Origin of the sequence: Alteromonas ulvae (assembly GCF_048987005.1) — a bacterium.
Lineage (GTDB): Bacteria > Pseudomonadota > Gammaproteobacteria > Enterobacterales > Alteromonadaceae > Alteromonas.
In genome coordinates, this window is sequence record NZ_CP185261.1 from 3,810,579 (window position 1) to 3,824,304 (window position 13,726).

Consider the following 13,726-nt stretch of genomic DNA (forward strand, 5'->3'; position numbering starts at 1 on the left):
ATTTATCAGGTTATTCTGCGTCCACATTTTTTATAGGGCATTACAGTGAAAAACGTGACGATTTTAGACGGTGGCATGGGCCAAGAATTAGTCAAACGCAGTACACGTGCGCTTACGCCATTGTGGTCTGCCGATGTCATGCTGCACGAGCCAAACTTGGTGCGCGATATACACGTTGAATTTATTGAAAGCGGCGCTGAAGTAATAACCTTAAATACCTACACCGCAACGCCACAGCGGCTCACGCGAGATGGCTCAATCGATTTAATTGCGCCCCTGCATACAGCTGCAATAAACGCAGCACGAGCAGCCATCGCACAATCGGGTAAACCTCACACCAAAATTGCTGCGTGCTTGCCGCCCCTTGTGGCTAGCTATCACCCTGATGACTCTATGGCCTTCGAGGAAGCACTGCGTTCATATGAGCAGCTTGTTGCATTACAAAGCTCAGCCGCAGATATCTTTTTATGCGAAACCATGTCGTCAATTAAAGAAGCAAAAGCCGCCTGTACCGCAGCACAAAAAACAGGGAAGCCGGTATGGATAGCATTTTCAGTAAGTGATTCAGAGCCAACCTTATTACGCGGTGGCGAGCGTGTTGCTGATGCCATTAACGCACTGAGTCAATTAAAGCCGCACATGATTTTACTGAACTGTAGCCGACCTGAAGCTATCAACGCCGCGCTTAATGACATTCTCGCTTTGTTAGTACAGCATCAACTTTCTTTCGGCGTTTACGCCAATGGGTTTAAAGCCGTTGATGAACTATACCCTGGCGATACGGTAGAGAATTTGGCGCAAAGAAAAGATTTATCGCCAGACAAATACGCTGACTACGCAATAACATGGGCGCAGCAAGGCGCTAGTGTTATCGGTGGGTGCTGTGAAATAAGCCCGCTGCATATCAAGGCGGTAAGCGAAGCCCTTAAGTGAGAAAGGAATAAAAGGGGGTCAGAACCACATTTATAATGTGAAAGCTCCTCTACTTTTTTAATAAAAAGGCAATTGCTGTTGCCTTTTTTTTATACTACTATTTAGCTAAGTTTAGCTAAACTATAGATACACTATGCAAACCAACATGCACGAAGCAAAAAGCAAATTATCTCAACTTGTTGAGTTGGCGGTATCCGGTGAAGAGGTCGTTATTGCTAAATCGGGTAAGCCAGCGGTAAAGCTAGTACCTTTTAAAAATCAAAAAGTACGGGTGTTTGGACAGTTTAAAGGGCAAGTTATCGCATCTGACGATTTTGACTCAAAAGAGGTTAATGACGATATAGCAGACACGTTTGGTATGTAATGAAAAGAATTCTATTAGATACCCATGCGTTAATTTGGTGGATGTGTGGAGATAAAAAGCTTGGCCTCAATGCAAAAGAACACATTGCTAACCCCGATAACGCTGTTTATGTAAGCGCAGCTACAGTTTGGGAAATGTCGATTAAACAACAGATGGGCAAACTTAAAGTACCTGATGACATTGAATCAATTGTTGAACAGCTCGGCTTTAACGCATTACCCATCACGTTATTTCATAGTCAACAAGCAGGCAAATTACCCATGTATCACAGAGATCCATTTGATCGCATGTTAATCGCTCAAGCCCAGGCAGAGGGATTGCAAATATTAACGAAAGACGAATATTTCCCTGATTACGGTATAAGATTAATCGACGCCAGTAAGTGATAAAAAGGGGGTCAGAACCGAATTAACGCATTAATGCGGTTCTGACCCTGAGGGATCCCCACGAATTTAATACCATGTGCTTCCGGCCCATGTACTGTCTGCTATGGAGCTGTACCATTTGAGTGCAGCTTTCCACTGTCGCATGGTAAACCTTATTCGGCAAGCAATAGCTCTAAGGCCAAGGTAATGGAATGATAGCACGCTTCTGGTTTCGGTATTCGCTTGGAATCGACGATGTGTATTCGAAGAGACAAGCACCATACCCAGTAATATAGCAACCAGTAACGCTAATGTTGTCAGCAATATCAATATTGTAAGACGTTGCTTTTTAATACTTTTGTTTTGTTCATACCCAAGCCCGAACTTGGTGCTTTTCATGTCCCTAAACCCTTCTTCAATTTGCATCCGCTGTCGATAAATACCGACCACTTGTTTTGATAACTGCCGATGAGAAGAAAGCGATGTTGCCAATAGCCAAGGATCTTTTGCACCCTGAGCATGTTTTTTTGAATGTCCTGAGCGCCTGAGCGAACCATCAGTGTTACGAGCGTGACGGCCTTTACTTTTTTGTTTAAATAAAACAAGCGTGCAGACAAAAGGATTGCTTCTGACTATCTGACTATCTGGCTATCTGGCTATCATCAAAACGCTTCGGTCTGCACGTGGCCTGAGTGTAAAGCTGATGAATACATTGCCACTTGTGCCCAGAGTCAGACGAGTAATAATGCGGCCGACGCACGCGACCGACAATATCCTACCCTAACGCTATCACCTCCCTGAACCACGGTGATTTATACCCTGCATCTGTAACGATAATAGGATGGCATTGTGAAGGTAATACTGCTCACAGAGCATGCAAAAACGCTCTATGCGTCGCATGCTTTTCTCTGATTTTATTACAATGGACTTCTTGGTACAGCGTGATGGGCCTGCCTTTAAGAGAAATAGCGGCGCGAAGCAGAAAATGCCCCTTATACTCATCAAGATCTGACCAATCCACGGGAATAACAGGCCGCAAAATATGACTACATAACAACGGGCATGTAGCTGCGCAGATAGTAGGCGTTTCGCGCAATAAGTTTGCATTGGACAGTAAGCGATCAGCACGTTTAATCCGATGCTTCTCAAAGGCGTTATTATCGATGCCTCGACCTATGCTCGTGACAGTTGCGGCACTTCCGTTAAGCAAACTTTTAACACATGCGGTAAGTGCTTTTTGTCGCGACAGATGCATTTTAAAGCTGACAAGCGAGATGACTTTGTTCACAATAGATAGCGTATTCATGGCGTTTAACCTTCATTTGTTTTTGGCGAAAGATCTGATCACCAAACGTCATGAATGTTCCCTTTATTTTTTATCTTACTGAATTTTAGTCATTATTTGTGGAGATACCTCAGGGTCAGATCCACACTTCAAAATTTAATTACTACGCTATTCACGTATAGCTTGCTATCCATACGTTACTTGCGTACGCTTTGCTGATGAAAAGTGTATTTGTTGAATCAACCACATTTGAAAAGTACCGAAATGATTACCTCAGTGACGAGGAGTTTCGATTGTTCCAAGCTGAACTTATGTCAAACCCGAAGCAAGGTGACGTAATTCAAGGTACTGGTGGTTTGCGGAAGATTCGAGTAGCAAGTAAAGGTAAGGGAAAGCGTGGTGGTTCACGTGTTATCTATTACTTCCTCGATGAAAAGCGTCGCTTCTATTTGCTGACTATTTACGGCAAAAATGAAATGGCAGATTTAACCGCAGATCAAAAGAAACAGTTAAAAGCTTTTATGGAGGCGTGGCGCAATGAGCAATCGTGATCTATTTGCAGAGTTAAATTCTGCACTTGTTGAAGCTAAGGAGCATTCAGAGGGCAAAGTGACTCTGAAAACTCATCAAGTTAATGACATCAGTGAGCTAGATATCTCACCTGATGAAATTGTTAGTATTCGTGAGCAGTTTAATATGTCTCGTGGTGTATTTGCTCGTTTACTGCATACATCATCACGTACATTGGAAAACTGGGAGCAGGGGCGGAGCGCACCAAATGGGCAAGCTGTTACTCTTCTAAAGCTGGTACAGCGCCACCCAGAAACTCTGTCGCACATCGCAGAGCTATAATCGGGTAGCCAGAGGTCTCTAACCTCCAGCCCCCACAACACCCTGCACCGAAGCATCGGCCCGGACGGCCCCGCACAGGGCGTTTCGCGCAATAAGTTTGCATTGGACAGTAAGCGATCAGCACGTTTAATTCGATGCTTTTCAAAGGCGTTATTATCGATGCCTCGACCTATACTCGTGACAGTTGCAGCACTTCCGTTAAGCAAACTTTTAACACATGCGGTAAGTGCTTTTTGTCGCGACAGATGCATTTTAAAGCTGACAAGCGAGATGACTTTGTTCACAATAGATAGGGCATGTATGGCGTTTAACCTTCATTTGTTTTCGGCGAAAGATCTGATCACCAAACGTAATGAATGTTCCCTTCTTTTTTATCTCACTGTTTTCACTATGTTATTCGTGGGGATAATTCAGGGTCCGAACCACATTTAGCGAGCATTTAATGCGCGCTCAGTAAATGTGGTTCTGACCCCCTTTATTTTGTTTAGTCGGCGTTGAAGAGGTCGCGGCTGTATACTTTTTCAAGCACGTCTTCGATGTCTGTGGTGACGCGGTTGGCCACAATCACGTCGGCCTCTTTCTTAAACGCGGCTAGGTCGTTTACTACGCGAGAGCGGAAAAACTCATCTTCGGTGAGCACTGGCTCGTAGACAATAACTTCAATGCCCTTTGCTTTAATACGCTTCATAATGCCCTGAATGGCACTGGCGCGGAAGTTGTCAGAGCCCGACTTCATGATTAAGCGGTAAATACCCACAATTTTGGGGTTACGACTAACAATTGAATCGGCGATAAAGTCTTTGCGAGTGCGGTTAGCATCCACAATGGCTTGGATCATGTTGTTTGGCACTTCGCTGTAGTTAGCAAGCAGCTGCTTGGTATCTTTCGGTAAGCAATAACCGCCATAGCCAAAACTTGGGTTGTTGTAATGGCTGCCAATGCGGGGGTCTAAACTTACCCCCTGAATGATTTGTTTGGTGTCTAGCCCAGCACGTTCGGCGTAGCTGTCTAGCTCGTTAAAGTACGCCACCCGCATGGCTAGGTAGGTATTAGCAAAAAGCTTAATGGCTTCTGCTTCGGTGCTGTCGGTAAACAGCACTTCAATACCCTCTTTAATGGCGCCCTGCTCTAACAAGTTGGCAAATATTTCAGCTCGCTCAGTACGCTCGCCAACAATAATTCGGCTTGGATGCAAGTTATCGTAAAGGGCTTTGCCTTCACGTAAAAATTCCGGTGAAAAAATAATATTATCGCTACCGTGGCGTGCTTTAGCTTCTCGGGTAAACCCAACAGGTACGGTAGACTTAATAATCATTACTGCTTTAGGGTTCACTGCCATCACGCTTTTAATTACCGCATCTACACTGCTGGTATTAAAATAGTTGGTTTGCGTATCATAATCGGTAGGCGTGGCAATAATCACATAATCCGCGTCGCGGTACGCCACTTCGGCGTCTAGCGTTGCTTCTAAATCAAGCTCTTTGGTACTTAAGTATTCCGATATTTCTTTATCTTCGATAGGAGATTTTCGGTTATTCAGCATCTCAATTTTTTCAGGTACTAAGTCAATAGCCTTCACTTCATTGTGTTGGGCTAACAATACGGCGTTAGACAAGCCCACATACCCTGTTCCTGCTACCGCTATTTTGTACTTTTTCATCGTACCTTCCATTAAAATATTCTCCACTATTAACAACTGTTGTATCACACCATCAAAAAGTGCAATGTAAGATTCTTTAATCAACGAGTACGCAAATACACTCTGCCAGCCTCAATCGCCTGACCACTCTAACATAACTCAGGATATGTGCCTGACAATACGCCAGGTATGCAGATTCAGTGCCCTTTTGTAATTAGGCTATTTCTTTTTTTATTCTAACTGAAAAATTTTCCCGCTTTAAGGTTAAATTAGGGCTGTAGGCAGGATCATTCTTAATCGTTTTTGACCATTTGTTTTTTAAATAAGTCAGCTCTTTATTGAACCTCTCAGCCTTTTCTTGAGAAATGTCTAGGCCTCTGCTCACAGACTCATGATGAAAGAGTTCAGCCTCAGCGCAGTATACATTTCTTACACCTAACTCCTCTACCCTTAAACAGAAATCGACGTCATTAAAGGCAACTGCCAAGTCAGTTTCATTTAAACCGTTAACAGCCTCAAAATGTGATTTTTTTACTAAAAGGCATGCGGCGGTTACGGCGCTAAAATTATTGGTAGCGCAAATTCTTTTTAAATAGCCAGAGTGAGCACGCGGGAAGTTTTTGTGAGCATGGCCAGCGCCACCACCATAGCCTAATACAACACCAGCGTGCTGAATACGTGTGTCGGAATAAAGCAACTTTGCACCAACGCAGCCCACGGTGTCTCTTTCAACATGCCCCACCATGCACGTTAACCATTCGGGTGTTATCACTTCAATATCGTTATTCACTAAACCGACCACACTGCCTTTGGCATGTTTAACACCAAAATTATTGATAGCTGAATAGTTGAATACTCCAGGATATTGCAAAACCCGTATTTTCGGCAGAGTATTTAAGTAGTCAAAATAATCTAAGCTCTCTTTTTCGTCTGAGCCATTATCTATCAAAAGTATTTCATAATTCGAATAGGTTGTTTTTTCTAAGATAGATTCAACACAGTCTTGAACAAGTTGCTTTCCATTTTTTGTTGGAATAATTAAGCTAACAAGTGGCGAAGCACTCTTCCACATAACCCTATTAACATTCTGCTCGCGGCTCAATGTTACCGTTGCATCACTGCTAGTATCTATTTCTTCACGTATTACAGCCAAATCTCTCGCAATATCGCTATCATCAAAACACGAATGCACTAGCGGAAGCGAAATGTGCTTTATATTTAAATGCTGACCACTTAATTCTAGCTTTGCTAAAAGCCCTGCAATCGACGTTAAACAATCAACGCTTTCAAGGCAATCAGCTTTTAACATTACTCCCGTACGAACATAGCCTGTCGACAGCTGAAGTTCTGGGTTCCAATCTGGCAAAAAACGCGGCGCGGTATATTCGCCATTATCTAACGCTTCATCTGTATCGCTGTACACAATGTCAGCGCTTTCAAGTGCATCAAGAAAATGCGCTATCGCACCAGCGTGCACTGTGTCGCCGCCTCTCAAAAGGAGAATAGGTAAGTTGATGTCGATACTATCTTTGGAATGCAGAAAACCGGTGTTTTCTTCATTATTAATAAAAATCGCGTTTTTCGCACCTAGTGATAAAACCGCTTTTTCGGTTTTAGTAAAGTGCTCTTCTCTACCCACTATAATGGCTTGCCACGACTGCAGATTTTTGTTGATTTGCTCACACAACAAAGAATGATGCTCTTGTAACCAAGCTTGGTAGAGTTGATGAGTTTGCTTAGGTGTAGGCGCATCAAAAAAAAGCCCCGATTTTCTCACTGACTTAATATAAAAAGCAGTTAAACGCTCACTTTGCTTTAGCTTATTTTTTAGATTTTTAGGCACCAGCTGAAGAGCAGCGCGTACAGCTCGCATCACAGTTTTTTTCATTATGGCTATTTGCTAGTTGTAGGAATAAAAAAACCCGCTTCGACAATCAAAGCGGTTTTAAAGTGTACCACAATAGGGGTAAAAAAATTTAACTGCCTGAACCTAATCGCTCGCCCTGGTAGCTGCCGTCCAAAACCGCTTTCCACCAGCTTTCGTTGGCTAGGTACCATTCCACGGTTTTGCAAATGCCACTTTCAAATGTTTCCGGTGGACTCCAACCAAGCTCACGTTCAATTCTGCTAGCACTAATTATCGAGACAGGCATAAAACAATATCAGAACCTTACCTCTCGTACCTTCTCTTCAACGTAAATGAAGACCGGTGTTATGCCCATCTTATTAAGCTTTTGTTGTTTTGCTACCTGTCGGATAAAGGAATTTCTCGGAAGATTTCGATAAAACGGGCAGAGCTGGCTGTATGCTATTGCGTTATGGAAAAAGGATTTAAAAACTGCCGCCGCCAAAACAACCGCTTATCGATTTCAGTCAGATCAGCTTCGGCACAGACGGCATCAAAGTTATCTTCTATTATATGAATTTGGTGTTCAAAAATAGCCTTAGCATCATCTTGTGATAACAGAAAGTTATGCGCAGTTTGAAGGCATGTCGCAAGTTGGCTCATTTTATTGTTTCCTGCAATCAGCATGGCCTGAGAAGCTTCATTTCCGGTACGCCCCTGAGGACAAATATCATAGGCTGGTGTTAATGTTAGCGTGTGGCCATTCCAGAACGCTGCATGGTTGCGAGCATGATCGTCTGTATTGCCGCAAAGAACATTAAATGTAAGTCGGCAAAACAGCTCCCGAAGTGTCTCTTTCGGTTTTGTAAATCTGTGTCGAACGATTTCTGCCAAAGTCTCATAGCTAGCATACCGCGCCATCATGTCATCTAGTGCAAACAGGGTAAGTGCTGACACCATAAACTTTCTTGTCCAGCCTTCCTCTGAAGCCACACGATCAAACCGCTCTACCAGTAGTACATCTTTTTTCGCGGCTTTGGTTAATTTGACCGGCGCCACATTGAGTTCTGCCAGCTTGGCCAATCGCATGGCGATGTATTCAGCCTTAACGACACTGTAGATATCATTACTGGCAGAAAATTTTGCAATGTACTTTGTTCCATCTTCTTCAATCAGCGCTTTAGGGCGAGCGCCACCAATCGAGCTTCCATGAAACAGGGCTTGGTCTAGCTCTGGCGTTAACGGTATACCTTTTTCAACCCGTTCTGCCGACTCTACTAATTCCTCCATGGTGACATTCTTCGCAGAGCGCGGCACGTATTCAGTTGGGGAAAGCTGAAAATCTAGCGCACCAATACGGTCAGACCCCGACTCCAAAAGATAGGTTAGCTCATCTAGCTGAGCCGTATCGATATCACCGCCTCTATGTCCGAACCGGCGATTGATAATAACGCGCCTGCCCCATGCATCTGGAGCACAATCACGAATACACCCGGGCATACTGAGACCGTTTAATATCGGGAGTGTACCAGGGCGCAGGGGGAGTTCAGGTTCATAGATAGGTACTGCATCCTTCACTCTCTCTAAGTAACTTTTACCATAGTTGAAGACCAAATTATCGCCATGAGGTGCGAGACGACCTGCCACGATAGGCTGAGTTTCCTCGGGCAGCCACATCCATACAAAAGCTTCTTTATAATCCTGTTTAGAAGTCATCTATCACTTCCTTACTCGTTTTTCGGGCGCTTTTAGGCAGTAGTGACAGCTTTTCTTCAACTTGCTTTAGCTGCATGGCAAGTCGACTAGGCTCTGCCTCAAACAGCGTCACACCGACGATTCTTGCTACCTCAAAGGTTGCTCCTATCTCGCATTTAGGATCTGCTTTTTCTATGCGGGAAAGCATTCCTCTGGAAATACCTGCGCGATCGGCAACTTCCTGAGCACTTATCTTTTTCTCGAGTCTTGAGGCGCGAATGCGCTTTGCCAACAATGTTAGCGCTTCTTCTGCGTAACGGGAGTAAGCTCTGACTGTAGATTTTGGCATTTTGTGTCACATATAGAACATTTAATGGCTTTATGACTTATGTATAGTGCACGAGAATAAATTAGTCAAACTTACCGATAGTTTATTGCACTGTGTATAGAGCATTTGAGACGCTTATGTACTATATGTGACGCATACTTGGTGAATATTTTTTAATCCAAATATTTATTTAAAAATACTGGTTAAGCTCGATAACATACACGCAGATTCTAATCAGGTTCGCCGCCTCTTACATCTTGAATTCTGTAGTAACTTTCTGACCTGATAACTCATTTTGTACATTTTTGAATAACGCCACCAATGTATTTTTCAAATAAATTTGGAATTTCTCTAACGCTAACGTTCTACCATACACATCAGTTGGCAAGAAGCGCCTCATCTCTTCAATAAATCTTTCGCTTCTCACAAGCTCTGGCAACCTCTCCAACAAACTAGTCAGCAATTCATCGAACTGTTCAAGCTTAAAATCCGAAACTTTACTTTTGACTAGCTCTATGTTCAATGTAACCAGTCGGCTCGGCCTATTCCCAAGGTCCACCGACGTGCAAGGGCGGAAGTGGATTGCGACTTAGTTTTGGCTTGTTGCAAAATGCTCTATTTTTTCGGGAAAAAACCGTCGTATATACAGAAAAGCCGCAGTCAACTTACTGCGGCTTTGTTATATGGCATATTACTTTGTACTCGGTACTAACTACCTGCACCCAAACGCTCGCCTTGATAACTACCGTCTAATACAGCTTTCCACCAGCTTTCGTTAGCTAGGTACCATTCCACGGTTTTGCGGATGCCACTTTCAAACGTTTCTTGTGGGCTCCAGCCAAGTTCGCGCTGAATTTTACTGGCATCTATTGCATAGCGCATGTCGTGGCCTGGGCGGTCTTGCACGTAAGTGATTTGCTCTGCGTACTTACTACTCTTTGGCTGAACGTCATCCAAAATAGAGCAGATAGTTTGCACTACTTCAATGTTCTGCTTCTCGTTGTGGCCGCCAATATTGTACGTTTCGCCAATTTCACCGTTAAGCGCTATAAGCACAAGCGCACGAGCATGGTCTTCTACATACAGCCAATCGCGAATTTGATTACCTTTGCCATACACTGGCAGCGGCTTGCCCGCTAGCGCATTTAAAATAACTAACGGTATTAGCTTTTCTGGGAAATGATACGGCCCATAGTTATTCGAGCAATTTGTAACAAGCGTAGGTAGCTTGTAAGTACGAAGCCACGAACGTACTAGCTGGTCGGAACTGGCTTTACTGGCAGAGTAAGGCGAGCTTGGCGCATAAGGCGTGGTTTCAGTGAATAAAGGCAGCTCTGTGCCTGGCTCAACCTCGTCAGGGTGTGGCAAGTCGCCATACACTTCATCGGTAGAAATATGATGAAATTTAAAACCGGCTTTTTTATCACCATCTAAGGCAGACCAATATGCGCGCGCTTGCTCTAACAGTGTGTAAGTACCCACTACGTTGGTTTGAATAAATTCACCGGGGCCATCGATAGAACGGTCTACATGAGACTCCGCAGCCAAATGCATTATGATATCAGGCTGATGGGCGTTAAGTACGCGCCCTACTTCGTCAGCATCGCAAATATCAACTTGCTCAAAGCTATAGCGGTCACTATTCGACACTGAAGTCAAAGACTCTAAATTACCCGCATACGTTAACTTATCTAAATTAACCACTGCATGGTCGGTATCGTTTATAAGGTGACGCACTACCGCAGAGCCTATAAACCCTGCTCCGCCTGTTACTAATATTGTTTTGCTCATTTATCTTTTTCTCAAATAAATTCTGTTATAGCCACCTACATCGTTTACCTAGGTTGTTTACCAACGTTACTTATCTAGATAGAAGCGATCATTGCGTAATTGCCAACTAATATTTTTTAGAAAGTCTTCGGCTGAGCCTTTAATTAATGACATCTGGTCAACAAACAACTCACTCATCCACTAACTCATCCATCATGGCCGATAATTGCTTGCGCCAGTGCGTAGGCTTACAAGAAGCAAATGCTTCGCGTGCAGTTTGTTTATCTAACACACTGTAATGGGGGCGCTTCGCTGGCGTTGGATATGCACTAGTAGGAATAGGCAACACAGGAATAGCGTTACTCAACAACCCTTTCTCAACGCCAAGCTCTTGAATAGCCAATGCAAAATCGTACCAACTGGCTACGCCCTCGTCTGTCCAATGATACACACCGGCCGTTTTATTCTTAGCGGCGCTTACACACGCCTCTGCCAAGGCTTTGGCCCATGTAGGCGTACCTATTTGATCGTCAATTACCGTAAGCTGTGGTTTGTCAGCCATTAAGCGAAGCATGGTTTTCACAAAGTTATTCCCATGAGCCGAATACACCCACGCAGTGCGAATTAAACAGCTGGCATTTGGCAGCAGCGCTAACAATGCTTTTTCGCCGTCTGCTTTTGTTTTCCCGTAAGCGCCCTGCGGCTCTATTGGGTCGTTAGGCAAATAAGGAGAACCCTTATGGCCGTTAAACACATAGTCGGTAGAGACATGCACTAAAAACGCACCAGCCTGCTTACAATACTTCGCCAAGTTTTCTACGGCTGTGGCGTTAATGGCGTGGCATAACGCTAAATCGTCTTCGGCTTTATCAACCGCTGTGTAAGCAGCAGCGTTGATGATCACATCTGGAGAAAGCTGAGACAGGGTTTTCGACAACACGTCTTCTTTTGTAATGTCGGTATCTTCAGGGCCTAAACAAATAGTATCTTCGCCTAAGATCCTAACCAGTTCATACGACAACTGCCCTGCATTACCAATAACTACAATTTTCATCATTAATCCTTAAAATGACTAGCTAGTTTAGAACGTAGGCGCGTCAACAAACGCAGTGCCGTTTTCATCTTTTCCAGAAAGCGAAGGCTTTTCACCGTTCACTAGCGGCCACGTAATACTTAAGGTAGGGTCGTCATACTTAACCGACACTTCAGACTCTGGGTGGTAATAGTCGGTGCACTTATACACAAACTCGGCAGATTCGCTGGTAACATAAAACCCATGGGCAAACCCAGCAGGCACCCAAAGCTGGCGCTTGTTTTCAGCCGACAACACAACGCCAACCCATTTCCCAAAAGTAGGTGAGTTTTTGCGCATATCTACCGCAACATCGTATACCTCGCCGCTTACAACACGAACCAATTTACCTTGGGTTTGCTCTAGCTGATAGTGCAGGCCGCGCAAAATACCCTGGCTGGATTTTGAATGATTGTCTTGAACGAAATCAACGTTGGCACATTCTTTTTTAAACCAATCGGTGCGAAAGGTTTCTAGAAAAAAGCCCCGTTCGTCGCCAAATACTTTGGGTTCTATTATTTTTACGTCGGGGATGTCAGTAGTTATAACTTGCATGTAGGTTCCACTTGGTTGGTACTTAGCTAGGTTTGAACGTTACTCTGTTGCGGCGCTTGGCGATGCTTAGCGGCGTTTGGTATTTTGTCAGTAATTGCCAAAAACCAGACAGTCGCTTTTGTGTTGTACGCTTTAAATTTTCACTCTATCGTTAAGCACTTTGAGCAAATAGTCACCATATCCACTCTTCTTAAGTGGCGCTGCTAGTTCAGCAAGTTTATCAGCAGTAATGTAACCCATTCTGTAAGCCACCTCTTCTGGGCAGCACACTTTTAATCCTTGGCGTTTTTCAATGGCAGCAACGAAGTTGGCCGCATCAAGCAAAGAGTCTAACGTACCAGTATCTAACCACGCAGAGCCGCGGCCCATCAGCTCTACTTTTAAACTTCCGTCTTGCAAATACAAGTTATTAAGGTCAGTAATTTCTAACTCGCCACGATGTGAAGGCTTAACCTCCCTAGCAAAATCCACTACGCGATTATCGTAATAATACAGGCCAGTTACCGCATAGTTAGACTTTGCTTTAGCCGGTTTTTCTTCGATAGAAAGCGCGTTCCAGTCGTCGTCGAAATCGACCACGCCATAACGCTCTGGGTCGTTTACATGGTAGCCAAATACGGTAGCACCCTGCTCTTGTGCATGGGCTTTTTGAAGAGAAAGCTTTAAATCGTGGCCGTAGTAAATATTATCACCAAGAATAAGGGTGCAGCTGTCGTTGCCAATAAAGTCTTCCCCAATAAGAAAGGCTTGCGCGAGTCCGTCGGGCGATGGCTGCACAGCATACTGCACGTTAATGCCAAAATCGCTGCCATCACCAATAAGCTCAATAAAGCGCTGCTGCTCTGTAGGGGTGGTAATGATGAGGATATCTTTAATCCCCGACATCATTAACGTAGCAAGGGGGTAAAAAATCATGGGCTTGTCATACACAGGCATAAGTTGCTTACTCACCACTTTAGTTAACGGGTGAAGTCGTGTGCCTGAACCGCCTGCTAGAATTATCCCCTTTCTACTCATTGCAT

15 protein-coding genes and 1 pseudogene are annotated in these 13,726 nt (G+C 44.1%); 5 read left to right on the forward strand and 11 right to left on the reverse strand.

All coding sequences use genetic code 11. From position 1 onward, the window contains the following. Positions 1–45: 45 nt before the first annotated feature. The 3 genes from ACOJR9_RS16475 (at position 46) to ACOJR9_RS16485 (ending at position 1,683) form a co-directional block, all read left to right on the forward strand. On the forward strand, positions 46–933 hold the full coding sequence (locus ACOJR9_RS16475) for a homocysteine S-methyltransferase family protein (RefSeq protein WP_420933988.1): 888 nt from the start codon (positions 46–48) through the stop codon (positions 931–933). Positions 934–1,066: 133 nt separating this feature from the next. Continuing rightward, on the forward strand, positions 1,067–1,297 hold the full coding sequence (locus tag ACOJR9_RS16480) for a type II toxin-antitoxin system Phd/YefM family antitoxin (RefSeq protein ID WP_420933989.1): 231 nt from the start codon (positions 1,067–1,069) through the stop codon (positions 1,295–1,297). After that, the gene (locus ACOJR9_RS16485; protein ID WP_420933990.1) at positions 1,297–1,683 is read left to right on the forward strand and encodes a type II toxin-antitoxin system VapC family toxin; all 387 of its coding nucleotides are present in this window, start codon (positions 1,297–1,299) and stop codon (positions 1,681–1,683) included. Before ACOJR9_RS16480 ends, ACOJR9_RS16485 begins: the two co-directional genes overlap by 1 nt. A 66-nt stretch (positions 1,684–1,749) precedes the next feature. On the opposite strand, the gene ACOJR9_RS16490 is transcribed toward ACOJR9_RS16485, so the two are convergent. Both ACOJR9_RS16490 and ACOJR9_RS16495 read right to left on the reverse strand, forming a co-directional pair. Continuing rightward, positions 1,750–2,154, reverse strand: a complete 405-nt coding sequence (locus ACOJR9_RS16490; RefSeq protein WP_420933991.1) for a transposase — start codon at positions 2,152–2,154, stop codon at positions 1,750–1,752. A gap of 373 nt (positions 2,155–2,527) precedes the next feature. Next, positions 2,528–2,968 (reverse strand): hypothetical protein, encoded by a 441-nt coding sequence (locus ACOJR9_RS16495; protein WP_420933992.1) that lies wholly within the window; start codon positions 2,966–2,968, stop codon positions 2,528–2,530. Between the two features lie 197 nt (positions 2,969–3,165). Between ACOJR9_RS16495 and ACOJR9_RS16500 the strand changes: the two genes are divergently transcribed. After that, complete coding sequence (locus ACOJR9_RS16500) at positions 3,166–3,498, forward strand: type II toxin-antitoxin system RelE/ParE family toxin (protein WP_071979345.1); 333 nt, start codon at positions 3,166–3,168, stop codon at positions 3,496–3,498. Then, positions 3,485–3,799 carry a helix-turn-helix domain-containing protein gene (locus tag ACOJR9_RS16505; protein ID WP_071979346.1) on the forward strand — a complete coding sequence of 105 codons (315 nt, stop codon included), beginning with the start codon at positions 3,485–3,487 and terminating at the stop codon, positions 3,797–3,799. Before ACOJR9_RS16500 ends, ACOJR9_RS16505 begins: the two co-directional genes overlap by 14 nt. A gap of 484 nt (positions 3,800–4,283) precedes the next feature. On the opposite strand, the gene ACOJR9_RS16510 is transcribed toward ACOJR9_RS16505, so the two are convergent. From ACOJR9_RS16510 to rfbA, 9 genes and pseudogenes are all read right to left on the reverse strand, one after another. Continuing rightward, positions 4,284–5,471, reverse strand: a complete 1,188-nt coding sequence (locus tag ACOJR9_RS16510; protein WP_420933993.1) for a nucleotide sugar dehydrogenase — start codon at positions 5,469–5,471, stop codon at positions 4,284–4,286. A gap of 181 nt (positions 5,472–5,652) precedes the next feature. Further along, on the reverse strand, positions 5,653–7,326 hold the full coding sequence (locus ACOJR9_RS16515; RefSeq protein WP_420933994.1) for a glycosyltransferase family 2 protein: 1,674 nt from the start codon (positions 7,324–7,326) through the stop codon (positions 5,653–5,655). A gap of 88 nt (positions 7,327–7,414) precedes the next feature. Further along, positions 7,415–7,576, reverse strand: a pseudogene (locus ACOJR9_RS16520) (dTDP-glucose 4,6-dehydratase); the annotation flags it as partial. 170 nt (positions 7,577–7,746) lie between these two features. Then, positions 7,747–9,000, reverse strand: a complete 1,254-nt coding sequence (locus ACOJR9_RS16525) for a type II toxin-antitoxin system HipA family toxin (protein WP_420933995.1) — start codon at positions 8,998–9,000, stop codon at positions 7,747–7,749. Further along, the gene (locus ACOJR9_RS16530; protein WP_420933996.1) at positions 8,990–9,328 is read right to left on the reverse strand and encodes a helix-turn-helix transcriptional regulator; all 339 of its coding nucleotides are present in this window, start codon (positions 9,326–9,328) and stop codon (positions 8,990–8,992) included. Before ACOJR9_RS16530 ends, ACOJR9_RS16525 begins: the two co-directional genes overlap by 11 nt. Positions 9,329–10,015: 687 nt before the next feature. Further along, positions 10,016–11,098, reverse strand: coding sequence for a dTDP-glucose 4,6-dehydratase (rfbB, locus tag ACOJR9_RS16535; RefSeq protein ID WP_420933997.1), 1,083 nt, complete (start codon positions 11,096–11,098; stop codon positions 10,016–10,018). Positions 11,099–11,267: 169 nt separating this feature from the next. Then, positions 11,268–12,131, reverse strand: a complete 864-nt coding sequence (gene rfbD / locus ACOJR9_RS16540; RefSeq protein ID WP_420936157.1) for a dTDP-4-dehydrorhamnose reductase — start codon at positions 12,129–12,131, stop codon at positions 11,268–11,270. Between the two features lie 27 nt (positions 12,132–12,158). Further along, positions 12,159–12,704, reverse strand: a complete 546-nt coding sequence (gene rfbC, locus ACOJR9_RS16545) for a dTDP-4-dehydrorhamnose 3,5-epimerase (RefSeq protein WP_420933998.1) — start codon at positions 12,702–12,704, stop codon at positions 12,159–12,161. Positions 12,705–12,836: 132 nt separating this feature from the next. Then, the gene (rfbA, locus tag ACOJR9_RS16550; protein WP_420933999.1) at positions 12,837–13,721 is read right to left on the reverse strand and encodes a glucose-1-phosphate thymidylyltransferase RfbA; all 885 of its coding nucleotides are present in this window, start codon (positions 13,719–13,721) and stop codon (positions 12,837–12,839) included. Positions 13,722–13,726: the final 5 nt, after the last annotated feature.